The sequence below is a fragment of the Collinsella sp. AM44-11 genome (assembly GCF_003467145.1).
Taxonomy (GTDB): domain Bacteria; phylum Actinomycetota; class Coriobacteriia; order Coriobacteriales; family Coriobacteriaceae; genus Collinsella.
Window position 1 is genome coordinate 116,581 of the sequence record NZ_QSFE01000001.1, and the last position, 23,058, is coordinate 139,638.

Here is a 23,058-nt window from a genome sequence, read left to right on the forward strand (position 1 = left end):
TATGGTTAACGTTATCGGTCTCGGCTACATCGGCCTCCCCACAGCCCTCATGATGGCTTCCCACGGCGTGGAGGTCGTGGGCACCGACTACAACGAGGAGCTCGTCGCCACTCTCAACGCCGGCAAGACCACTTTCAAGGAGGAAGGTCTGGACGAGCTGTTCGCCGACGCCCTGGAGGCCGGCATCAAGTTCTCTACCGACTACCAGGTCTGCGACACCTACATCGTCTCGGTCCCCACGCCCTACGACAAGCTAGACAAGAAGATCGACCCGTGCTACGTCGTGGCGGCCTGCAAGACCGTCCTCGAGGTCGCGCCCGAGGGCGCCGTGCTCGTAGTCGAGTCCACCGTCTCGCCCAACACCATCGACCGCTTCGTGCGCCCGCTGCTCACAGAGGCCGGCCGCGGGGACGTCAGGCTCGTCCACGCCCCCGAGCGCATCATCCCGGGCAACATGGTCTACGAGCTGCTGCACAACAACCGCACCATCGGCGCCGACGACCCCGAGGTGGGCGAGGCCGTGGCCAAGGTCTACGCCAGCTTCTGCCAGGGCGAGATCTCCGTCACCGACATCCGCACCGCCGAGATGACCAAGGTCGTCGAGAACACCTTCCGCGCGGTGAACATCGCCTTCTCCAACGAGCTCGCCAAGATCTGCCGCATCGGCGGCATGGACGTCGCCGAGGTCATCCGCATCGCCAACAAGCACCCGCGCGTGAACATCCTCAACCCCGGCCCGGGCGTCGGCGGCCACTGCATCCCGGTCGACCCGTGGTTCCTGGTCGGCGACTACCCCGAGACGGCCAACTTCATCCGCCTCGCCCTTCAGACCAACGCCTCCATGCCCGAGTACGTCATGCACCGGGCCCACGAGGTCATGGCGGATCATGGCATCACCGACGCCTCGAAGGTCGGCATCTACGGCCTCACCTACAAGGAGAACGTCGACGACGTCCGCGAGTCCCCGACGCTGCAGATGCTCGAGTCCATGTCCGAGCACCTCTGTGCCGGCTCCGTCAAGGTCTACGACCCGTGGGTCGAGCGCGACGAGGTTCCCGGCCAGGTCCACTCTATGGATGAGTTCCTGGACGGCCTGGAGATGGTGATCGTGATGGTCGGCCACTCCCAGGTCACGGACAACCCCGGCATCTTCGGCGACCGCGTCATCATCGACCCGCGCAACGTCTGCGGCGACGGAGAGAACGTCTACAAGCTGTAAGACCATGTGACTCTTCAGGGGGAATCCGTTTTGAAGAAGGTAATGCTCGTCTTCGGCACCCGACCGGAGGCTATCAAGATGTGCCCGCTCGCCAACGAGCTGAAGGCGCGCAGGGATGAGTTCGAGACCGTCGTGACTGTGACCGGCCAGCACCGCGAGATGCTCGACCAGGTGCTGCGCGTCTTCGGCGTGATCCCAGACCACGACTTGGCGATCATGAAGCCGGGCCAGACGCTGTTCGACGTGACGTGCGACGTGCTGCTCAAGCTCAAGGCGGTCCTCGAGGACGAGAAGCCCGACGTGGTCCTGGTCCACGGCGACACCACGACCAGCTTCGCCGCGGCGCTTGCCTGCTTCTACCTGCAGATCCCCGTGGGGCACGTCGAGGCCGGGCTGCGCACGCACGACATCTACAGCCCCTGGCCGGAGGAGTTCAACCGCCAGGCCGTGGACATCGTGAGCGAGTACTACTTCGCCCCCACCGAGGCCAGCAAGGAGAACCTGCTCGGGGAGGGCAAGCCCGAGTCCAGGATCTGGGTCACCGGCAACACCGGCATCGACGCCCTGCGCACCACCGTGCGCGAGGGCTACTCCCACCCCGAGCTCGATTGGGCCGAGGGCTCCCGCCTCATCCTCATCACGGCGCACCGCCGCGAGAACCTCGGCGAGCCCATGCACCGCATGTTCCGCGCCATCCGCCGCGTGATGGAGGAGCATCCCGACACCAAGGCTATCTACCCCATCCACATGAACCCGCTCGTCCGCAAGGCGGCGCACGAGGAGCTGGACGGCTTCGACAGACTCCACATCATCGACCCGCTCGAGGTTCTCGACTTCCACAACTTCATGGCCGCGAGCCACCTCATCCTGACAGACTCGGGCGGCATCCAGGAGGAGGCCCCGAGCCTGGGCAAGCCGGTGCTCGTTATGCGAGACACCACCGAGCGCCCCGAGGGCGTTGCCGCCGGCACGTTGAAGCTTGTCGGCACCGAGGAGGATGTGATTTATCGCGAGTTCAGCCGCCTGCTTTCAGACGAGGGGGAGTACGAGGCTATGAGTCACGCCTCAAATCCTTACGGCGATGGGCATGCGTGCGAACGAATCGCCAATGTGCTGGTGAGAAATTGCTAGTACCTTGTAATAAAGATTATGGCTCGTTGAAAGGCAATACGCTATTAATGCTCACCAAGCATTTTCCCTTTAACGACGGCGCCACTCCAGCAGAGTCATATCTTGAAACAGAAATAAAATTCATAGCGCCTTATTTTGCTTCAGTGGTAATTGTTGCTACAGAAGCGTCTTCATCCGCAGCGCAGATCCAGGATACTCCTGAAAATGTTATATCGTTTGCTCTCGGATTCCCTCAGACTCTTATCGAAAAATGCTTCTGTTTGATTGAGGGGCTTTTCAGCTTGAGGCTTAAGCCGATTGCTGCCGATGCCGTCAAAACTGACACTTTGTTTTCAGTTGATCAACATCTTTTCCAACGGTATTACGTTGGAAAAGCTTTTAGAAAATGGAAGGCACTGAAGGACCAGCTTGAGCTTCGTGAAATCATTCCAACCAACGTTTATAGCTTCTGGTTTCACGATACTGCACTCATTGCCTGCTGGTTAAAGCAAAAGTATTCATGTCGGTCGGCAATAGCTCGTGCACACAGATATGACCTCTACCACGACCGTACACGCTGCAATTATCTTCCATGTAGGTATTATCAACTTTCTTGCTTGGATACTGTAATTCCGTGCTCCGAGGATGGAACTTTGTATCTTAAGAAAACATATCCTGACTTTAGCGAGAAGATTAGGACAGGTTATTTAGGGACCTGCTGGCTCCCCGATATGTCCAGAGAAAATAGAGGTGCTTCTTTCAAAATAGTATCCTGCTCTGCTGTAACCGATGTCAAGCGTGTGTCCTTGCTTGCTAAGGCGTTAACGTTGCTTGACGCAAGGGGTTTTGAGATTGAATGGACTCATTTCGGCGATGGGCCGAAATTGGCTGAAGTCAAAGAAATCGCAAAGCAATTTAACAAAATAAGGAGCTGTTTCGTTGGAAACATCGCAAATAAACAGCTGTTACGCGAATATCGTGAGAATCATTTCGATCTCTTCATAAATGTCTCAGCTAGCGAAGGACTGCCCATCTCAATTATGGAGGCGAGTGGCCATGGAATTCCTGTTTTGGCCACTGACGTTGGGGGTACACATGAAATTGTATCCGATGGTTTTAATGGAATTCTAATACCCGAGGAGAGCAGTGCCGAGGATATTGCTGCTTCAATTCTGCAGTTCCTTAAAATGGATGATGAAGATTACTCCCTCATGAGGGCTGCTGCGCGCAAACAATGGAAAACCAGATTCCAAACAAATTGCAATGCTCGAATTCTTATCGATGCGCTTTTTTCACACCAGATCTCTCTGGATGGTGAATCTCAATGATTGTTTTATTGGCCAACTCTTTTCTTATATTACTATTTGCCACCATCTTCTATAGAAGTCCAAAGGCGGCCTGCTTCATATGCGGACTTCAAGCTTTCCTTATCTTGGCAATGAGAAGCGAGCTTTATGGCGCAGACGCTCTTTATTACTACAACGGCTATCATTTAATTTCAGGATATAGTTTCGAAGGTATATGCTCGGTTTTAAGCTCTTCTCCAATTAAGGTTGCAAGCCTACCGTATCCTTATGCGTACGAGAATGGTTGGGTCATTGTGAACTGGCTATTCTCCCATATAGGCTTTACTTATAGACAGTTCATAATTGTTCTATCGGGATTAACGTCTTTTTCGCTTTCGTTTTTCGCGTATAGATATTCAAAAAAACCTGGCTATTCCGTATTTATTGCAACTTGTTTAATTTTCTATCTCTATTCTTTCTACGTTCTTCGTCAGACCCTTGCGTTCTGCATCTGTCTGTTTGCAAGCAAATATTTATTAGAGAGAAAACCGGGTAAGTTCTTCATACTTCTGCTGCTCGCTACCTCATTCCATAGAAGTGCAGCTATCTTTGCCGTCCTATATCCATTCGTCAATCGTCCTGTAACTAAAAGCACCATTGAAAAGTCTTTAGTTGCTTGTTTTGTTTTAATATTGGTATCCGCTTTCTTCTTACCAAACATACTGCCACGAGTGCTTGCTATATTTGGTAAATCGCATTATGCGCTTTCCTTCAAGTTTAATAACCTTCTTATGCTTCAATTACTTACCGTCGGTTGCTTACTGTTTTTCGATATAGATAAGTTAGCTAAAAATAAGACGACTTCCGTTGCTATCTGGTCTTCGATATTAAGCATGCTTTTGTACTCACTGTTTTTAAGTAATGAGGTAATGGCTAGGGCTATCGAATATGTTTGGGTGTTTGTAATTGCCTTGATACCGGCAATTCTTGAAGAGCTTGAGAAGCATCAACAATTGATAGCTTATATGGGAATATCTCTCTTATTGCTCATTTACCTTGCGCATCAAATCCAGGGAACGACTTTCGATCCATATTTGTTTGCCTCTTTTTAACAATATTGGAGATCAAGAAATGAAATGTTTGGTAATTGATCGACCGTATATGGGTATCGGCGGTATCGAAAACATACAAATACAGCTAATTAAATATTGCATTAATCAAGGATATCGTGTTGTTTGGCTTACAACCGAGGAGCATGAAAAATCTTCCGCCTATAAAAACATTACAGATGCTCCTGAGATTGAAAAGCATTATGTGAAGCGAACGCCCTTTGGACCAATATATCCATCACTTAAATTTGCTGATGATGAAGATGTTGTCGTCCTTACAACGGATTTGCTTCGCTACTGCATTTCCCAGCATGTGATGAAGGACTGGCAGTGCCGTACTTTATTTCATTTACTTACTATTCCTCATTTTAAAGGCGGCGCCGTGCTGCCTGAAACATGCCTACGCTCCGGTCATACTCGTGAACGCTGGAGACTGCGACTTTCAAATGCTGCCGAGTGGATTGATCGAACGGGAAATCTTATAGGGTTCAGCGACATTCACCTTAAGGCATATGAGAAGGAATATGGATTAAACGTAGCCAATAAAGAATCAAAGGTCTTAAAAGCCATATTTCCCCTGGATGCACCGGCGGATGAGATCATTGAAAAAAAGGCAAAAAGCCGGAGGGATGAATTCAATATCATCACTTGCGCTCGTTTCGATTTCCCGCATAAGGGATACATGCTTGGTTTGATAAAAGCATTCAGCGACATATATGAACGACATCCGGAAGCGAAACTTTTCATTGTCGGATACGGGCAAGGGGAGAAGCAGGTTAAGGATGCTCTCTCACGTCTGCCCGAAGCGGCTCGTTCTCAAGTTGCGCTTATGGGTCCTTTATCGCCAGAGCAACTCAAGACTAAAATGCTTTCCTGTCATCTTAATATCGGAGTTGCTGGTTCGTTATGGAGGGGAGCTGAATGTGCCCTACCGTCTATATGCATGCGCCACTACACGTATGAGTGCGAGGGATATGGCTTCATTGATGATGTTGGAGACATCATGTCTGATTCTGCAGGATTTAATGTTGTTCCATTAATCGAAAACGTAATCAAAATGGATGACAGCGCTTACATAGAGAAATCTATTAAGAGTTTCAATGCGGCTCAATCGCAGATCGATGTCGACCCTGAATTTGTGTTTAAGCTACCTGCCACCAATCTTGATACGCTGCCACTGTCTGAACTTGAGGCAAGAGGCATGTTCTTTCAGCGTTTGTTTTTAGAGAGAATTTGCAAAAGATCTATGTATGAGGACCAACTTAATGCAAGTAAATAATTTGAAGGGTGCAACTGTAAGTGCCTTATTCTGGAAGGTGTTTGAGAAAGGCGGGCGTGCCGTAGTTGAACTTGCTATCCAAGTTGTGATGGCAAGGCTTCTTTCACCTAAGGAATTTGGCGCACTCGCAATAATGCTTGTATTTGTTAATGTGGGCAATGTGATTGTTACGTCTGGTCTCAATACTGCACTGGTACAGGCTGAAGAGATTGATGAGACTGATTTATCAACGGTATTCTGGCTAAGTTTTACCGTATCAGCAGTTTTATTTACGTTAGTATTTTTTTCTGCTCCTGCAATTGCAACTTTTTACGCCCTGCCAAACATCGTCTGGCCCCTTCGTGTCCTTGGATTCTTATTGCTAGTCACTGCTTTCAACTCAGTGCAAGTTGCAATAGTTCAACGTGAACTTGAATTTCGTAAGGTATTTAACGCCACTATAGTTGCAGTTATCGTATCAGGCATTCTCGGCATAGGAGCTGCTTTTACCGAAGCCGGACTGTGGGCACTTGTTTTACAGCAACTCGTCTACCAAGTTGTTAATTGCTTCGTTCTCGGGCTTCAGGCTAGATGGGTTCCATGTTTCGTATTTGACAAGCGCAAAGCCTGCAAACACTTTGCATTTAGTTGGAAGCTCCTCATTTCCGGCTTACTTGAACAGGGTTACCAATCTTTATCTGATTTAATTATTGGCAAGCAATTTAGTGCTTCAAATCTTGGTTTAATATCACAGGGAAAAAAATATCCTCAAGCATTGGGATCCGTGCTTGATGGGGCAATTCAGCCAGTGATGTTATCCGCAGTTTCTCGCGTACAAAACAACGCCTCCTACGTAAAAAGGCTCGTGCGAAGAGCATTAAAAACCTCGACCTTCCTTATCGTTCCTGCCATGACGTTATTTGCTGTGGCTGCCGAGCCGATAGTCGGGATTCTTTTGGGCCCAAAATGGTTGTTCTGTGTTCCATTCCTGCGAATGTACTGCTTCATCTATGCCTTACTGCCAATTCACACGACCAATCTTCAAGCATTAAACGGCATGGGGCGATCTGATTTGTTTCTTGAACTTGAACTAGTAAAAAAGGCTTATGGCATCTGCTTCATTTTGTTTGCGGCGTTTGTGCTAAAAGATATTTACCTAATGGTCGCCATGTATATGACTACCGGCATCATTTCAACGTTTGTTAACGCATATCCTAACAAACGAGTTATCGGGTATTCCTATTCTGAGCAATTGCGTGATATCGCTCCTGCATTTTTAATCTCTGCAATTGCAGGCGGGTTTGCGCTGTTTTGTGGCTCATTTACTGTCCTCCCTGCACTTCAGATTCTTGCCGAAATTGCCGCAATGGCAATTGCCTATTTTGGTATCGCAGGCATTTTTAAACTCGAAGCATTTGAATACCTCATTAATACCGCCAGGGATTTCTTGGGTGCAAAACGTCGTTAAAGACGTTGCGTCAATACTGCAACCGTTTTAGTCATCGTTCTTTGAAAGCTGCATAGCGAAGGGAAGGTACCTGATATGGGTAACCGCATTCTTGTCACACGATCATCCATGCCTCCTATGGAGGAATACTTTGAAGAGGTCGCGCCTCTTTGGGAGAGCCATTGGCTTACCAATATGGGTGTTGAGCATAAGAAGCTCGAGGCAGACCTCAAGGAGCGTTTGGGGATCGACAACCTTGCGCTGTTCACAAATGGTCACAACGCCCTAGAGTGCATCCTCGAGGCCATGGCTCTTCCGGCCGGTGGAGAGGTCATCACTACACCGTTCACCTTTGCCTCTACCACTCACGCTATCGTGCGAAAAGGACTTACCCCCATATTTGCCGACGTGAATCCCGTGAATCTAACGTTAGATCCCGAGAGCATCGAGCGATTGATCACCCCGCGCACCTGCGCCATCGTGCCTGTGCATGTTTACGGCAATCTTTGCGATGTTGATGCCATCCAGGAGATCGCTGACCGTCACGGGCTTAAGGTCATCTATGATGCCGCCCATGCCTTCGGCGTCGAGCGCGTGAACGAGGACGGAAGCAGCGATAGCGCGGCGACTTTCGGCGATGCGGCCATGTTCAGCTTCCATGCGACCAAGGTATTCAACACTATCGAAGGTGGTTGCGTCTGCTTCAAGGACGAACATTTGTATCCATTGCTCAACCAATGGAAGAACTTCGGCATCACGGGACCCGAGGACGTCGAGTACGTCGGCGGCAATGCCAAGATGAATGAGTTCTGCGCGGCTATGGGCGTCTGCAATCTTCGTCATCTGGACGCCGAGATCGGCAAGCGCAAGGCCGTTGCTGAGCGTTATTGGGATAACCTTGAAGGCACAGCCGGCGTAACCGTTTTCCGTCCCGCCAAGAACATCCGCCACAACTATGCGTACCTTCCCGTGCTGTTCGATCCGAGCGTCTTCGGCGCCACGCGCGATGACGTTTTCGATGCCCTGGAAAAGGCTGGCGTCGGCGCGCGAAAATACTTCTATCCGCTGGTCAACGATTACGCATGCTATCGAAGCGTGTATTCAAGCGACCGCACGCCAGTGGCAAAGAAGGCGGCATCCCAGGTGATCACGCTTCCCATGTACGCCGATCTTGCATTGGAAGATGTTGATTGCATCAGCAATATTGTGCGGGGGTGCGCACGATGAGTGTTTCCAAGAAATCAATCTTGATGTTGGGTGGATCACGCCAACAAGTTGTTGCCATAGAGAAAGCGAAGGAACTGGGGTTTCGCACGGTGCTTTGCGACTATCTACCGGATAATCCTGGTCAGTATGTGGCCGACACTTCCTACCAAGCAAGCACTACCGACCGCGAGCTGATGCTCAAAATAGCTCACAAAGAAGACGTTTCGGGCGTACTTGCCTACAGCAGCGATCCGGCATCCCCTACGGCGGGGTACGTTGCAGAGGCAATGGGGCTGCCTACCAACCCTTTGAAGGCAATCGTGACCATGTCGGAGAAGCACCTGTTCCGGGCTTTTCTCAAAAAAGCTGGGCTTCCGTGCCCTCAAACGGCTTCGTTTTCAAGAAACGCCACCGTTGAGGAAGTGTCGCACCTTGTGGAGGGTTTCAGGTTCCCCATCGTTGTTAAACCAACAGATTCTTCTGGCTCTAAGGGGGTAAGCGTACTTACTGACCTTTCTGAGCTCAGTAGGGCAATTGATCACGCCCGCGATTTTTCGCGTAACGGGACGCTGATTTGTGAAGAGTATATTAGAAAGACATTCCCTTATGTGATCGGCGGAGACATATTTGTTGTTGACGGCAAGGTGCATTTTTGGGGCCTTATGTCTTGCTTACGTGACGAGGGCTTGGGTGGTCTTGTTCCTGTCGGGAAAAAAATCCCTTCCGGGCTTTCTGCTGACGACAATAGCGCTGTGAAAGACGTTCTTCAGCGGCTCGTGACAGCTCTGGGCGTGCGCTTCGGGGAGCTTAACGTTGAAGTCATCTTAGGCGAGGACGGAGTGCCCTATGTGCTAGAACTGGGAAGCCGCGCGGGCGGAAACATGATTCCCGTGCAGCTTTCTGATGCGAGCGGCATCGACCTCGTGGGCGCCAATGTCCTCTGCGCAATGGGGGAGAATCCTGGGGACATCTCGTGGGATTCCTCTGTATGCGAGGGTGCTTACGCAACTTATGTGCTGCACTCGAACGTGGACGGAGTATTCAGGGGTATTGCGAACTCAGGTGCCATTAGACCTCACATGTATCGCAGTGTCATCTACAAGCAGCCTGGTGAACCTGTCGAGGCGTTTGACGGCGCCAACAAGGCACTGGGCATCGAGTTCCTCCGCTTCGACAGGGAAGCGGAGATGAACGGGTTTCTAAGCAGCATCGGCAATCATATATGGGCTGAGATGGAGTAGTCACGACATGAACAATATCGTGCTCATAAGCGTTATCACATATTGCCACTAGCTCCTCGACTCTGAGCCTGAATAGGGATGAATCGACGTACTATGGGGCTTCTACTGAGTACAGCTTCATTTATTTCTTTGGGAATTTAGGACGAGACGGAATTGAACGGGTTTAGAGGCCTTGGAGGTTACGAAAAGGGTCTGTCTTTTTGGCTAGTGCGTTTCAAGATGTCAGTGGGATGGCCAACTAATTAGATGGCACTTGACCTGCTACGACGCTTATCTTGCCAGGTTGTTGTATATTTCGACGATGCAGATTGTCGAGATCGGCGGACTGGTTGTCGGCCACATTTCACTTTACGACAATAACGCCAATACTAGCTACGGTTATTAAGCTTGTGATGACCGTAGTTGAGTTCAAGAAACTCGGTCTAAGCGCGAAGTTGCACGCAAGGTACGAGGCCAAGCGTAGGAGACAGGCATGAAATCCAATGGCCTTGACATGTAATGAGAGGCAACGAAAACGTTTAATTTTGCACAAACTGTGCGACTTCCTGGTTTATAAGAAGACGGAGACCGGCTGGTTTATGGAATAGCTTCTCAGCCAGGCCGAATAATCATACAAAAGAAATAACGGTTGGCTAATGAAGGGCATAATTCTCGCAGGTGGATCGGGGACCCGACTGCACCCCATAACAAAATCGGTGAGCAAGCAGCTGCTGCCGATTTACGACAAGCCTCTGGTGTACTACCCACTCTCAGTGCTGATGCTCGCCGGTATTCGAGAAGTTCTTGTCATCTCGACGCCGCGTGACCTCCCAGCGTTCAAGGAACTTCTCGGCAAGGGCACTGAGTTGGGTATGCGCTTGGAGTATGCAGAGCAGGCCGAGCCTCGCGGTCTAGCCGAAGCTTTTACCATCGGACGCGACTTTCTTGCTGGTGAGCCGTGTGCGCTGGTTCTGGGTGACAACATGTTCCATGGTCAAGACCTCACTCGCGTGCTTACACGCGCAAAGGAAAAGGTGGAATGCCATGGCGGGGCCGTTGTGTTTGGATACCCAGTGCAGGATGCCAGGGCCTTCGGTGTGGTGGAGTTCGATCAAAATCATCGTGTGGTTGGCATCGAGGAAAAACCCGAGGTCCCAAAGTCGAACTATGCAGTACCAGGGCTGTACTTCTATGATGGACAAGTTTCCGATATTGCGGCAAACGTTAAACCAAGCGCGCGTGGAGAGCTGGAAATCACGAGCATCAACAATGCCTATCTAGATTATGGTCAACTGTCCGTCGAGTTGATGGGCCGAGGCATGGCGTGGCTTGATACGGGCACGCCCGAAGGCCTTTTAAAGGCCGCCGAGTACGTGGAGGCCGTGCAGAGCCGCCAGGGTTATTACATTGGGTGCCTGGAAGAAATCGCTTATCGCCGCGGTTTCATCGGACATGATCAGTTGTACGAACTGGGCGAAGCGCTGAAGAAGACTGCGTACGGTAAGTATCTTTTGAATGTCGCAAACGAGGTAAATAGGGGGTAAATATGTCTGAGATCTTCGAACCCAAGAACATCATCGTCACGGGCGGCTGCGGCTTCATCGGCAGCAACTTCGTGCACTACGTGGTGAACAACCACCCCGAGGTGCACGTGACCGTCCTGGACAAGCTGACCTACGCCGGCAACCCCGAGAACATCGCCGGGCTGCCCGAGGATAGGGTCGAGCTCGTCGTTGGCGACATCTGCGATGCTGAGCTCCTCGATAAGATTGTCCCGGGCCACGACGCGATCGTCCACTACGCCGCCGAGAGCCACAACGACAACTCCATCGCCGACCCCGAGCCCTTCCTGCGCACCAACGTCGAGGGCACCTTCCGCCTGCTGGAGGCCGTCCGCAAATACGGCGTCCGCTACCACCACGTCTCCACCGACGAGGTCTACGGCGACCTGGCGCTCGACGACCCGGCCAAGTTCACCGAGGAGACGCCGTACCACCCGTCCTCGCCGTACTCGAGCACCAAGGCCAGCTCCGACATGCTCGTGCGCGCCTGGACGCGCACCTACGGCCTGCGAACCACGATCTCCAACTGCTCCAACAACTACGGCCCCTACCAGCACGTGGAGAAGTTCATCCCCAGGCAGATCACCAACATCGTCGACGGCGTGCGCCCCAAGCTCTACGGCCGCGGCGAGAACGTCCGCGACTGGATTCATACCGAGGACCACAGCTCCGCGGTGTGGGACATCCTGACCAAGGGCCGCATGGGGGAGACCTACCTCATCGGCGCGAACGGAGAGAAGAACAACATCACGGTGCTCCGCATGATCCTCGAGGCCATGGGGCGCGACCCCGAGGACTTCGACTGGGTCGCCGACCGCCCCGGCCACGACCGCCGCTACGCCATCGACTCCACCAAGCTCCAGCGCGAGCTGGGCTGGAGGCCGGCGCACACCGACTTCGCCGAGGGGCTCAAGGCCACCATCGACTGGTACGTGGCGAACGAGGCCTGGTGGCGCCCGGCCAAGGAGGCCACCGAGGCCCGCTACCGCGCGCAGGGGCAGTAAGGAAACAGCATGGAGTTGTCAGCAATTGCGCCGTATATCGTTTCGATACTTGCCTCGATTATTTCTTGTATCAGCTCATATTTTGTTGCCCGAAATAAATCTGCTTCAGAAATTCGAACGCTCAAAGAGTCAAACGAGCCTGAAATCGATAAGCTCATGAAGCAACATGAAGTTGATATTGATAACTTGAAAGAAACTCATAAACTTGAGATGGAGAGACTCGAGGCTGAGCCTAGGCATTCCCTTGAGCTGGCGAATTCCAACGCTCAGAACGAAATGACCAAACAACTTATGGGTTCTCTTGTCGGCAATATGATGTCTGCGCCGCAAATGCAGGACCTATTTGTTAATGCCATTGCGGACTCGATCAAGAAAGGCCAGCAAGGGTATCGACTAGATAAGATGCCGGTCGCGGGCATGTAATACCTGACGATGAAGTCCAACCCGACAACTTCCGCGCGAGGCTCCATCCAAGGCGCCATGAAGTGCGTGAAGGCTAAGGGCGTGCCCGTGGTGGTCTACGAGCCTACGCTGGACGAGCCGGAGTTCTTCAGCTCCGAGGTGACGCACGGCCCTGAGACCTTCAAGGCCGGCTGCGACGTGAACGTCGATAAACGTTAGGGCAACGAGTTCGTGGACATCTCGGACAAAATGTACACGAGAGATCTATTCAAGAGGGGCTAGTCATCGTATGGCTTCTGTAGGACGAACTATTATTAAACGCGTGGATGAAGAGCCAACTTCACTTGCTATTCAATCCGCTTTCGATAGAAATTCGTTGCGCAGAAAGGATGATATTGCCAACTTCCTAAAGATGTTGCTAATGGTCAAGCCACCTTATACGTTTGTAGTTGATTCACCTTGGGGAACGGGTAAGACTTTTTTTGTTAAACAAATTGAATGGATTCTAAAAAGCCTCAATCCGGCTTTGGGTAATAACTATATCGAATTGGGTTCTCAACTTCAGGATTTATTACAAAATAACGATATTTGCCATTTCGTTCCCTTGTATTTTAATGCTTGGGAGAACGATTTTTTTGACGATCCGCTTCTCCCTCTTTTAGCTTCCTTTAGCGAGTCTATCGGTGAGAGTTGCGTAGATACCTCAATAAATATTCCGCTTTTAATTTCAGAAATCATTAACTGCATTCTTGCAATTCATAATATCGATATCAATATTCGAAATCTTACCGATTGTACCGATGAAAAGGATTTTCTTGAAGATTATAGGACCCGAACTCAGTTACGGCAGAAGTTAAATCGACTAATTACGAGTCTAATTCCAAGAGTTGCAAAATATGCCATTCTGTTTATTGATGATTTGGATCGCTGTAAGCCTGAATTCGCTATTCGTCTATTAGAGCAGACAAAAGCCATATTTCAACTTCCAAATGTAATCGTCGTTTATTCTACGGATATTGTTCAGCTTTCCCATTCGCTTGAAGGGGTTTATGGTTCTAGTTTTGTTGGAAGGGCTTATCTCGAACGGTTCTATGATAAGCGTTTTGAGCTTCAACGCATTATGCCTTTGGATTACTTAGAGTTTAAGGGGCTACGAGTTAACAGGGGTCATCCGTTTATCGATATAATCGGAGAATTACTTGACTATAAAAACGCATCTTGTCGTGCTTTAAACAGGTTGTTCGATCAAATTAGAACCATTTTTGAATTCATATATATTTCGCCCTCTTATTCCTATAGAACCGCTGAAGTCTTTCCGAAGTTCGCGCTTCTTCCGGTTTTGATAGTGCTCTCTTATTATGAACCTGAACAATGGTATGAGGTTAAATGCGGCCACTCATTCTCTTCTGTTTACAATTTGGCGAGCCATAGTAAACGTTTTTTAAACCAGCTAGATTCCTCGATTATTGAAATTAATGAATCCGCGCCGAATGAATCTCTTCTTTCAGAGAAGAGTCGTCGAGATTTTGTAGACGGAGTGTGTGCATTAATTTATATCGGTAAATTAAATGACCCTCGAGTTGAAGCTGTAAATAAAGGGAACTTTCTGTTCGCAAATACTTTTGCCGATGTGTTTTTTACCCTAAGGGTGCAAGACTAGCTCTTAGATTGAATCAGAACCACCCTTAAAAAGGGTGGTTTGCTCTTAGGGTATAACCCACGGGCCCCGGACTCGCGTCTAAAGGCGCGGGCCCGGACTTCGTCCAGGCCTAGTGCATCTTGACCCGTGGCGCGCCGGTCGAACCGGCAGGATCACCTCCTCTTGAAGGGGTCCTCGCACTCCTTCGCGCTCAGCTTGTCCAGCGCGATGTCGTGGGACTCCTGCTCCCTGATGTACTTGGCGATCGTCGCCTCGTTCAGGCCGACGGTGGACACGTAGTAGCCCTCCGCCCAGAACTTCCTGTTGCCGAACTTGTGTTAGCGCCGGGCAATTTTAGCCACTGATAGTCAAACGATTTTGACCAATCCCGGTCACCGAATAATGGCCACCGCGCCTCCCCGCCGCCACTACGCTGGTGGTGCCAACACGCCGGCGTTAGGAGGACCATTGAGGTGAACGAGAGACACGATGACCTACAGGAGATTATAGACGCGGCGCTCCGGGAGATGGCCGCGGAGGAGGGCGACGGGTTCGACCCGCAGACATGCAACCTCGCGGAGTTCTGCAGGAGGACGGGGCTCACCCGCTCCCGGGCGAGGACGGTCAGGGCCCACGGGTTCAGGGCCCTGCCCCACGGGAACAGCGGGAGGAGGGCCGCGCCGGGCGTGCTCGCCGGGCACACCGGCCTGGTGGACGACCTCCTGAGAAAGGGCGTCACCAACTCGCAGGTGGTATTCGAGCGGCTGCTCGGCCAGGGCTACGCTGTTAGCGCTACCGTAAAAACAACCATTTTGACCAACGCTCAATAACCAACCAGCGCATTAGATCAAACTCCAAAAGTCGACCTTATGAATGCAGACGACTTGTACAAGAAGAATTCCTATTGCTTCGAGATTCGTTCGGATAGATATCGATTCAGGGTATTCACCATTGAATTCGATCCGTCGTACCCTGCCGTCATTTCCATCGACCGAGGCGTGTGCAAGGATCTTGAAAAGATCCATGACCGTTATAAGTTCAAAGAGGCCGAGCCGTGCAACGTCACAATACAAAACGATGAAGATCTCGACCGTGTTTTTAATCAACTCCTAAAGAGCGAAAAACTCATCTATATCTGAAACCGACTGATGAACGAGGCTGACGAGACGATTTAGCGCCTTTACCTTTCTTTGAGTTGCATATTCGAAGGCATTATTTGACAAACATCCACAATATGAAGCGTTTGTCATGGCGCAGACCTTAAGCTTATATGAACTAAAATATTGCGCGACAAACAAGAGTGCCCGCGCAATAATTGTTATTTAAGGGATGCATATGGACGAAGTGAAAAAACTAAGTATTGCAAATTTCAACATTACATATGGGCCAGATAATGACCCCATGTTGACCCACTTCCAAGACATTTTGTATCCAGCGTTCTGCAACGAACAGAAAGTTCGTACCTCCAAAAATGTCAGCTATTTCTCAGATGTTGAGCTAAAGCTAATAAATTCAGAATATGTTCTCACGGGAAATTTGATTCGTGAAACTTATTACCGGGTGCGGACTATCGTTGTCGATAATGAGCTCGTTCCATCTCCAAGCTCCGTCCCAACCGCTCCATATTCTCGATTTATTATCTATCTCAAGAGCCATAGAATGATCCTTATCAAGAATGAGGGTCATAGCCCCAATCTCAAGAGTTTTCAAGCCGTTTTGAGGAAAGTTGTCGATCGTTACACTCGCGAGGCTAACCGAGAAAGGGATAAGACAGGCTTGCCTCAACTTCCTAATGCTCTAATTAATATTGTTAACATGCCCTTGCCTGATAGTATTGATGAGACTATCAACGAATTTGCGAAAATAAAGTCAATTAATCTTCGATTTTTGGTTTTAAACAATGATATTGATCCAGGACCGATACTAGCGTGTGTACGTTCCGCAATGAATTCGGTTGACTCAAAAACGGGAAATTTAACTTTCAATTCTCCTAAATCAGCTAAGGGGATTTCTGACCTTTTCCAGGATAGCATTGCCTCTGGCGTCGCCTCAGCAACGGTAACTGGTGAAAAATCTGATGGAACAAAAGTCAAAATTACTGACAATCAGCTTGGTTCTGAGCTTCAGATTCCAAGTACTGGAAATCTAAGCGGTGACGACGACAAGAGAATTGCAGACTACTGCATGAAACGCAATTATCTACCTGAAGCAAGTGAAGATAATGCAGCCTTCTATTACAAAGCGCTCAATATCCTTGAATTACTCGTTAATAAAATTTAGAAGGGTCTCTTAATGCCTGACGTTCTTTCCCAATTTGCTGAAGTAAGAAGTGTTGGCGAATTAATCAGTGGTGCACTGCACGAGTTAAAGCCCGTAAAAGGAAACCTGCCAATCTCCATTGGAGTTTCAGTTATCTCCTTGGTTCTTTCACTAAATATGCTTAATGCTCCGAATTCCGTTGAGTTAATTGTGAATTTGTCCATGACATTAAAGGATGTGTTTTTGGGGTTATTCGGAGTTGCGCTCTCAATCTTTGCAATCTTTTTCAGTCTGCTGGATGGTGCGTATATTCATGGGCTGGCTTCAAAAGAAGGTAACCCACTGTTGAATTTCCTTCGTTACTACGAGAACGCGCTTGTTTTATTTGCAACAGCATTTACGTTGAGCCTTTTGATCTCTCTAATCGATCAAACTACGTTTTTAAAATTGACTGCAGTGATTTGCTGCGATTATTATGTTGAAGTGCTCATCTGTTTTATGTATTTAGCTCTCTCGTTTCGAATAGTGTGCGAAACGAAATCCCTGCTTTATAACACTTTTGTTTTCACGAGAATATTTATTTGCCTAAAGGGTTGCGAGGAAATGCCCAAGACTCAAACCGACGCGGAATCGATACTATAATTTGACCGTGAGGTTATCGTCGGCGTATAAATCGAGTTGCTTTTTAAGCAGATCATGGTAAGCGTAGCATCAATTGATGTGGCGAGACTCCTTCCTTTCACCGATTGGCAAAACGATTTACACCTAATTTCGGGAATCGATCTCGGGGTTTCTTCCTCGCCCATAGTCTGATCTCGATACACTAATAGCTGCTGCTACCAGGGCATTTTCTGGTGCACATTCTATTGGCTCCTGCGAAGATCGGAGCGGGTATGTTTGCTGCCGAGTCCTACACCAGCCGTCATTACATTGCGTTTGTTGCCGTGGCCTGCCTATGCGTTTTGCTGGGCGGACCTTCTTATGCCGCGGGCGCGGAGAGCCTCATCATCGCGGGCGCGACGTACTGCGAGCCGGGCGTGTCGGGCCCCGGCTGGGCCTGGACCGATGCCGACCACCTGGAGCTTAACGGCTACGCGGGCGAGGCCATCGGCGCCGAGGGCGACCTGGTGCTGACGCTTGCCGGGCAAAACTCCGTGACGGAGTCGCATGCGCCCGATGCGGACATCACGCTGTGCGGCATGGAGGTGTGGGGCAACCTGACGTTTCGCGGCACCGGGTCCCTGACGGCGACGGGCTCGCAGTGCGGGATCCACGTCTCGCAGGCGCTCGTGGTGGACGGCTGCTCAGTCGATGCGCGGGCGGACGGGGCCGATATTACGGACGAGGCGGTCGCCGGCGTGATCGCTGGCGACATGGCCGTGCGCGGCGGCGGGCGCGTCGTTGCCGCGGGCGCCGGGTCCGGAGCGGGCGTGCGCGCCTACGGCGCGTATCTGCAGGACGCGGGCATTGGCGATGGCGCGGCCAGCTGTCGGCTCTCCGTCGACGCCTCGTGGCTTGATGCGACCGGTGCCGACGGCGGCGTTGCGTGCACGGGTGGGTCGCTAGTGTCCGCGCGGTTTGTGACGCCTGCTGGTGGGGCTTTTGGTGCTAGCGGCATGGTGGACGCCTCCGGTGCGGTGGCACCGCATGTGGTGGTTGAGCCCGATGTCGCCACGCCTCCGGCGGGGGAGACCGATGGACGCGACGTGCCGGGCAGCGGGACGGGCGAGCCTGATGGTGGCGCCGGTCCCGCTGCAGAGCAACCCGGTACGGAGCCAACGACGGTTCCCGCAATGAAGCCTGCGGCTACGTCGCCCAAGACAAACATAACGACCAAGACGAGGGTGACCAAGACCACGGTGCCTGCGCCGTCCAAGCCTAAAGCCACCAGCGCGACCGCAGCGACACTCCCCAAGACCGGCGACAGCAACTGGATCGCAGTCTCCTTTACGTTTTTCCTGCTTGCTACAGTGCTTCTAGCTGCCGCATGTCGTTGTTGAGATAGCTGCCATTTGGAAGAAAGAGACATTCACAAGGTATAACTATTTGCGTGTTTGTCTATAGGCACCCAATTATCGAAGGCAGAGGCCATACGGACGTGATCATGGGCTGAATCGTGACATGCGACCCAGGTCCACATGAATGAGAAAAGCATTCAATAATGTCGCAGGTTAGACTGAAGGCAACGAAAGGGCACCGGGATCTTTGTCGACCCTGGTGCCCAAGCGAAAGACCATCAGAGTTGCCTCGCAATATTCGACGGTGCTAAAGCGGGCAAATATTAAACCGGACTCATTGGTGAGCTGTATGAGCTGGTTTCTTAGTGACATCCCGGATTGTCTATAAGCAAAAGTCTGGTGTTTCGGAAATGTTGTACCGTACGCCAAAGCTGTCAATCTCTTGTTTTAATACAGCCCACTCAATTTCTAAAAGCAGCCGCATAACATCGTAAATTGTCACAATGCCTCGAATCCCCTTGCTCCTCATCCGCACGAGTTCGTAAATCAGTTGAACAGAAATCGTTGCTGTATACGTTTCGCCGCTTCTATCAAGATTTAATGCTCTTGCAGCATCATTTATCGCAGTGCAAAATAGGAGCTCAGGGGAAATCCCTTCAGCGGGTTTTTCAATTTTGATATTTACTTTATCTCCGCAAAGCTCAATTTCTGATTCTCCGACTCTACTTTGCTTGAGAAAGGGTTCCGTTTTACCTAGACCTAAATATTCCGTTCTTTTAAGACGCTGCCTGCGGCAGCTCTCCTTAAACATATTATTACGGCAATCTATGATGGCGGCATTTGCAATCTGGTCAGTCAAGCATGGGTAAAAACCCATTAGGATCCAATCGACCTCACAAGATGCCCTGAATAGAAGATCGTAAATTTCCGCATAAAGTGGGCATTGCCCACTGTCGAGGCGGGCCACTCTTGTTCCATCGTGCATGAATAATCCCTGAAAATCTGAATGAATTTCAATTAAATAGCCCAATTCAATGCGTCCATCATCACCACTAAGTTCAGTAAGGTGATTGCGGTATTTAGGCAATTTGCGAGCATGACCTGCTTTTTCACCAAACAACCGAGCATCTAGAGAGCGCGTCAAATCATCGCAACATGCACAGCTTTGATAATATTTGGCCACTGAGACATAGTTTGCGACTAAACTTGCCATTTCCTCCGACGATACGTCGTCGGCTTTAAGCCTTGGCACCAGCTTTTCATAGTCAGCTTTCATTACCGATGTGAGCTCAGCAGATTTTGATTGAGCGTTTCGACCATGTTTGATGTTATGGTCGATTCTAAAATGTTCCAAACCAACAATGGATCCATTTTCGCGGGTAATAACAATATCAGGGCACTCGCTGCCTGCGTTAATAGATCCACTTACCTTCAAGGCAGCTTTCTTCTTGTATCCACCCGAGGCCATCGATAGCTTAAGAACATCATTGAACACTTGCTCTTCGTGCGCGTTCTGGTCGCTTTTGTTCTTGCTCATGCTGGATCCTCCGCCCTTATAAGTGAAACATAATTCAACTCGCGCCTTTTAACGTTGTCGATAGACGCTCACTGAAAGGTAAGCAATTCAGCAATGTCATCAAGGGAGCCAAGTCTCAAACCCTGATAGGGAATGTAACCGTTGAACACGTTGTGCGTTACACCATCCCTGTCCTCCTATTTAAAGTCGATATCGCAGTCGTGGCCAGTGACGATTCGAAACTCATGTTGATATTCATATGCACGATTCTTGTGGAAAGTAACTTCACTGGCTGCCTGCTTAAAGTTGGATAACGCCACCTTGGGCTCAAATATGTCTCCGTCATAAGAAACCAGTCCAAAATTGATACCTTCAGGTTCCGCTTCCTGAAATCGAAGCAAAAACTCGACAGGATCCTTAATCAAAACTGCAGCGCCTCTATTTGAAAATTCGTCTCTAATGCGCCGCCCATCCTTACTCTGTAGGAAGAATTGATAATTCGAATCTTCAAGTGCCGTCATGCAGTAAATTGCACGACTTGAACCAACAGACATAAAACTTGTAAGGAGACCCTCGTAGGCATCAGACCTTCCATCTCCCGCCTCTTTTGATCTAAATTCATCAACCGCCTGCAGGTAGGGGATTCCCTGGATAAGTTGTTCCGCATAAACTCTCTGCGTAACAAATTTCATTAATGAACCGACATGCCACTGCTCAAGTGCGCCGCCAATTTCCGATTTAGAGATTCGCCGAACCATACAATCATCTCCTTGCTGCTATTCTTCGCATCTTATCAAGAACTAATCCAGTGAGCTTAAACGATGGTGTATATCTATCAACGTTCTCCTCATGCATTGTCAGATGACGCCGATTCGTCGACGAAAGATGGCTTGATTTAACCAGTCCTTATAGGCTCACCAATATTCCGTTAGACTCGCACAAGCTCATAATGAAATGGCTCCGATCAAAGCAAACGCCCTATGCGTAAAAATGCTCAATAATTGGATCGCGTGATTACTGGATTTTGTATAAGAATTCTATTGGAGAGAAGCACGATGCCTGAATTTATATGCTCGGTATTTTCTTTAGCTGCGACAATTGTTATCGCCTTTATACAAATATATCAGAGCAAGCGCATGGAAGTATTCGAACGTCGTCAGGACGAGAGGGATGAGCGTAGGCACGCCGAAGGGAATAAGGCACGAGCGATTGAGTTCATCTCGAACCATTACGCCGACAGAGGCCTAATACCGCTTTGCGCCGTTGCCGCCATGCACAATGATCTTTTCCATTATTCACGTAAGATGTATTGGGGATTCTGCTGCCTAGTGCCGGAGGTGCAGAATCTGATTCTTAAATACTGCAGTCTTGACTTGCGGGTCAGGGGAGAGGAAGACCTGTTCGTCCGTTGCATCGCCGCAGTCGAAGCCGTCCTCCGTGACCGCTTCCCAAAAGATGAATCTGTTCTTTATGATGATGGGAAATACGTGCTTCACAGCCTCGAAAGGTATGCGGGGGAGAGACTGCCAGAACCTCGGGTTAACCTTCTTCCCGAGTGCCTGGACTCTTCGTTCCTGCCCCCTGATAGCTGTACCCCGGGGTACGATTACCTTATCCGTAAGGTCCTTTCCGAGGCCTTCGAATCGAGGGACGCTTCCTTCGCCCCCATTTCCTATCTAAAAAATGACTATCAATTCGAATCGAGCCCCGAGATAGAGGCCTGCCGATTCGCGTCGACCGCTGCATTCTACGCGGCAACCTACGGCTCTGGTGACGAGGCCAACAATAGGTACTACGGGTGCCCCGGCGGTTTCGATGGCGAGAGAATCGAGACCATGGAAGACCTATTTCTTCTTACTGTCTTCCAGATATATACCAAGCTTCTGCTTCCGAACAAAGGGTAAGAAATAACACGAGGCATTCGTTATTTGACTCTGCCTAATTCTGCCAAACTCATTTTCGAAATCTCACTCATTTCCTTCATTACCTGAACATACTTAAAATCAGAAATTGGTCGTAGGGCGCGACCAACGGAATCAAAAGAAAGCCCACTGATAAGATGTCTTCAATCTCTTTGGGTTGAGGGCATCTTCTTTTTCGGAGGGTCTGCATAAATTCTAAAAATGTCTTTATGACAAACTTGTTCTACAAGGACATCCAAACCATCTAGTCTGCTCATTATACTCGGATGTAAACATAAGGAGGCAAACATGCTTTGGAGCTATGTTCAGCTTGATGACGGCACTCAGTTTGCCTACTCAGAGACAAGAGAAGACGGAACCGTTCGCGTAGCCGTCGAACGCCCGGTTGACTTTGGCTTTGACCATGCGGATTGCTTCTTGCCTGCGGTCAAATGGTTCAACGTCGAAGGATTTACTGCTGATGACCTCAATTTCTTGACAGAATTTATTAGATCAAACGCTCCGTTTATCTTCGAGCTTGCAGAACGGCAAAAAGCCGGACCGGCGGTTTCGGCGCTGGCCCCCTGACGTTCTACTGTTGAACGGAAAATATCCCATGATTTCGCCTTCCGACATATCCACCGTCGCCTCCCGCGTGCTGGCTCAATACGACGTCAGCGAAGCCTATTTATTTGGCTCATTTACCCGAGGCGAACAAACGCCCGATAGCGATATTGACTTGCGCCTAGTATGCGGCAACACTATGACTTTCGGCACGCTTTACGAACTCTCCCATGAGCTCGAGAGGGAACTTGGGCGAAAGGTTGATATCGTCACCAACCCACCAGAGCACATGCGCCCGGCATTCCGCAAAAGCATCGAGCAAGATGAGGTGCGTGTCTATGAAGCTCTGTAAGCAGGACGAGGCGTTAGTGTGCTCCGGCGTGATCAGCAAGTCTGAG

General features: G+C 50.0%; 22 protein-coding genes and 1 pseudogene. 20 read left to right on the forward strand and 3 right to left on the reverse strand.

Annotated elements, in window-relative coordinates; all coding sequences use genetic code 11:
* Position 1 precedes the first annotated feature (1 nt).
* From DW943_RS00530 to DW943_RS00585, 13 genes are all read left to right on the forward strand, one after another.
* Positions 2-1,219: a nucleotide sugar dehydrogenase gene (locus tag DW943_RS00530; protein WP_117861880.1), complete on the forward strand. Its 1,218-nt coding sequence runs from the start codon at positions 2-4 to the stop codon at positions 1,217-1,219.
* 30 nt (positions 1,220-1,249) lie between these two features.
* Complete coding sequence (gene wecB / locus DW943_RS00535) at positions 1,250-2,350, forward strand: non-hydrolyzing UDP-N-acetylglucosamine 2-epimerase (RefSeq protein ID WP_117861881.1); 1,101 nt, start codon at positions 1,250-1,252, stop codon at positions 2,348-2,350.
* Positions 2,351-2,397: 47 nt separating this feature from the next.
* Positions 2,398-3,657, forward strand: a complete 1,260-nt coding sequence (locus tag DW943_RS00540; RefSeq protein ID WP_117861882.1) for a glycosyltransferase — start codon at positions 2,398-2,400, stop codon at positions 3,655-3,657.
* Positions 3,654-4,727, forward strand: a complete 1,074-nt coding sequence (locus DW943_RS00545; protein WP_117647896.1) for an EpsG family protein — start codon at positions 3,654-3,656, stop codon at positions 4,725-4,727. Before DW943_RS00540 ends, DW943_RS00545 begins: the two co-directional genes overlap by 4 nt.
* A 49-nt stretch (positions 4,728-4,776) precedes the next feature.
* Positions 4,777-6,003, forward strand: a complete 1,227-nt coding sequence (locus DW943_RS00550) for a hypothetical protein (protein WP_158549081.1) — start codon at positions 4,777-4,779, stop codon at positions 6,001-6,003.
* Positions 5,990-7,450: a lipopolysaccharide biosynthesis protein gene (locus DW943_RS00555; RefSeq protein WP_158566037.1), complete on the forward strand. Its 1,461-nt coding sequence runs from the start codon at positions 5,990-5,992 to the stop codon at positions 7,448-7,450. Before DW943_RS00550 ends, DW943_RS00555 begins: the two co-directional genes overlap by 14 nt.
* Before the next feature lie 75 nt (positions 7,451-7,525).
* Complete coding sequence (locus tag DW943_RS00560) at positions 7,526-8,656, forward strand: DegT/DnrJ/EryC1/StrS aminotransferase family protein (RefSeq protein ID WP_117861884.1); 1,131 nt, start codon at positions 7,526-7,528, stop codon at positions 8,654-8,656.
* Positions 8,653-9,876 (forward strand): ATP-grasp domain-containing protein, encoded by a 1,224-nt coding sequence (locus DW943_RS00565; protein ID WP_117861885.1) that lies wholly within the window; start codon positions 8,653-8,655, stop codon positions 9,874-9,876. The genes DW943_RS00560 and DW943_RS00565 overlap by 4 nt, the downstream gene beginning before the upstream one ends.
* Before the next feature lie 635 nt (positions 9,877-10,511).
* Complete coding sequence (gene rfbA, locus DW943_RS00570; RefSeq protein WP_117647901.1) at positions 10,512-11,399, forward strand: glucose-1-phosphate thymidylyltransferase RfbA; 888 nt, start codon at positions 10,512-10,514, stop codon at positions 11,397-11,399.
* Positions 11,400-11,401: 2 nt separating this feature from the next.
* Complete coding sequence (gene rfbB / locus DW943_RS00575; protein ID WP_117861886.1) at positions 11,402-12,421, forward strand: dTDP-glucose 4,6-dehydratase; 1,020 nt, start codon at positions 11,402-11,404, stop codon at positions 12,419-12,421.
* A 9-nt stretch (positions 12,422-12,430) separates the two neighbouring features.
* A complete protein-coding gene (locus DW943_RS10550; RefSeq protein WP_199572707.1) occupies positions 12,431-12,844 on the forward strand; it encodes a hypothetical protein in 414 nt (137 codons plus the stop codon).
* Positions 12,845-12,901: 57 nt separating this feature from the next.
* Positions 12,902-13,042: a hypothetical protein gene (locus DW943_RS10555; protein WP_199572709.1), complete on the forward strand. Its 141-nt coding sequence runs from the start codon at positions 12,902-12,904 to the stop codon at positions 13,040-13,042.
* 70 nt (positions 13,043-13,112) lie between these two features.
* Positions 13,113-14,483: a P-loop NTPase fold protein gene (locus tag DW943_RS00585; RefSeq protein WP_117861887.1), complete on the forward strand. Its 1,371-nt coding sequence runs from the start codon at positions 13,113-13,115 to the stop codon at positions 14,481-14,483.
* 152 nt (positions 14,484-14,635) lie between these two features.
* Here DW943_RS00585 and DW943_RS00590 read toward each other — a convergent pair.
* A pseudogene (locus tag DW943_RS00590) lies at positions 14,636-14,800 on the reverse strand (IS200/IS605 family transposase); the annotation flags it as partial.
* A 135-nt stretch (positions 14,801-14,935) separates the two neighbouring features.
* Between DW943_RS00590 and DW943_RS00595 the strand changes: the two are divergent.
* From DW943_RS00595 to DW943_RS00615, 4 genes are all read left to right on the forward strand, one after another.
* On the forward strand, positions 14,936-15,292 hold the full coding sequence (locus DW943_RS00595) for a hypothetical protein (protein ID WP_233543541.1): 357 nt from the start codon (positions 14,936-14,938) through the stop codon (positions 15,290-15,292).
* Positions 15,293-15,797: 505 nt separating this feature from the next.
* The gene (locus tag DW943_RS00605) at positions 15,798-16,742 is read left to right on the forward strand and encodes a hypothetical protein (RefSeq protein ID WP_117861889.1); all 945 of its coding nucleotides are present in this window, start codon (positions 15,798-15,800) and stop codon (positions 16,740-16,742) included.
* Positions 16,743-16,754: 12 nt separating this feature from the next.
* A complete protein-coding gene (locus tag DW943_RS00610; protein WP_117861890.1) occupies positions 16,755-17,363 on the forward strand; it encodes a hypothetical protein in 609 nt (202 codons plus the stop codon).
* 251 nt (positions 17,364-17,614) lie between these two features.
* Entirely contained in the window at positions 17,615-18,721 is a 1,107-nt protein-coding gene (locus tag DW943_RS00615) for a hypothetical protein (RefSeq protein WP_117861891.1), read from the forward strand.
* A 340-nt stretch (positions 18,722-19,061) separates the two neighbouring features.
* On the opposite strand, the gene DW943_RS00620 is transcribed toward DW943_RS00615, so the two are convergent.
* Positions 19,062-20,216 carry a hypothetical protein gene (locus DW943_RS00620; protein WP_117861892.1) on the reverse strand — a complete coding sequence of 385 codons (1,155 nt, stop codon included), beginning with the start codon at positions 20,214-20,216 and terminating at the stop codon, positions 19,062-19,064.
* Between the two features lie 176 nt (positions 20,217-20,392).
* Positions 20,393-20,953, reverse strand: coding sequence for a hypothetical protein (locus DW943_RS00625; protein WP_117861893.1), 561 nt, complete (start codon positions 20,951-20,953; stop codon positions 20,393-20,395).
* Between the two features lie 297 nt (positions 20,954-21,250).
* On the opposite strand from DW943_RS00625, the gene DW943_RS00630 reads away from it, so the two are divergent.
* The 3 genes from DW943_RS00630 to DW943_RS00640 all read left to right on the forward strand — a co-directional run bounded on the left by DW943_RS00630 (position 21,251) and on the right by DW943_RS00640 (position 23,012).
* Positions 21,251-22,099 (forward strand): hypothetical protein, encoded by an 849-nt coding sequence (locus DW943_RS00630; RefSeq protein WP_117800188.1) that lies wholly within the window; start codon positions 21,251-21,253, stop codon positions 22,097-22,099.
* Between the two features lie 306 nt (positions 22,100-22,405).
* The gene (locus DW943_RS00635) at positions 22,406-22,684 is read left to right on the forward strand and encodes a hypothetical protein (RefSeq protein ID WP_117800186.1); all 279 of its coding nucleotides are present in this window, start codon (positions 22,406-22,408) and stop codon (positions 22,682-22,684) included.
* A gap of 28 nt (positions 22,685-22,712) precedes the next feature.
* Entirely contained in the window at positions 22,713-23,012 is a 300-nt protein-coding gene (locus tag DW943_RS00640; RefSeq protein ID WP_117800185.1) for a nucleotidyltransferase family protein, read from the forward strand.
* The last annotated feature ends 46 nt before the right edge of the window (positions 23,013-23,058 follow it).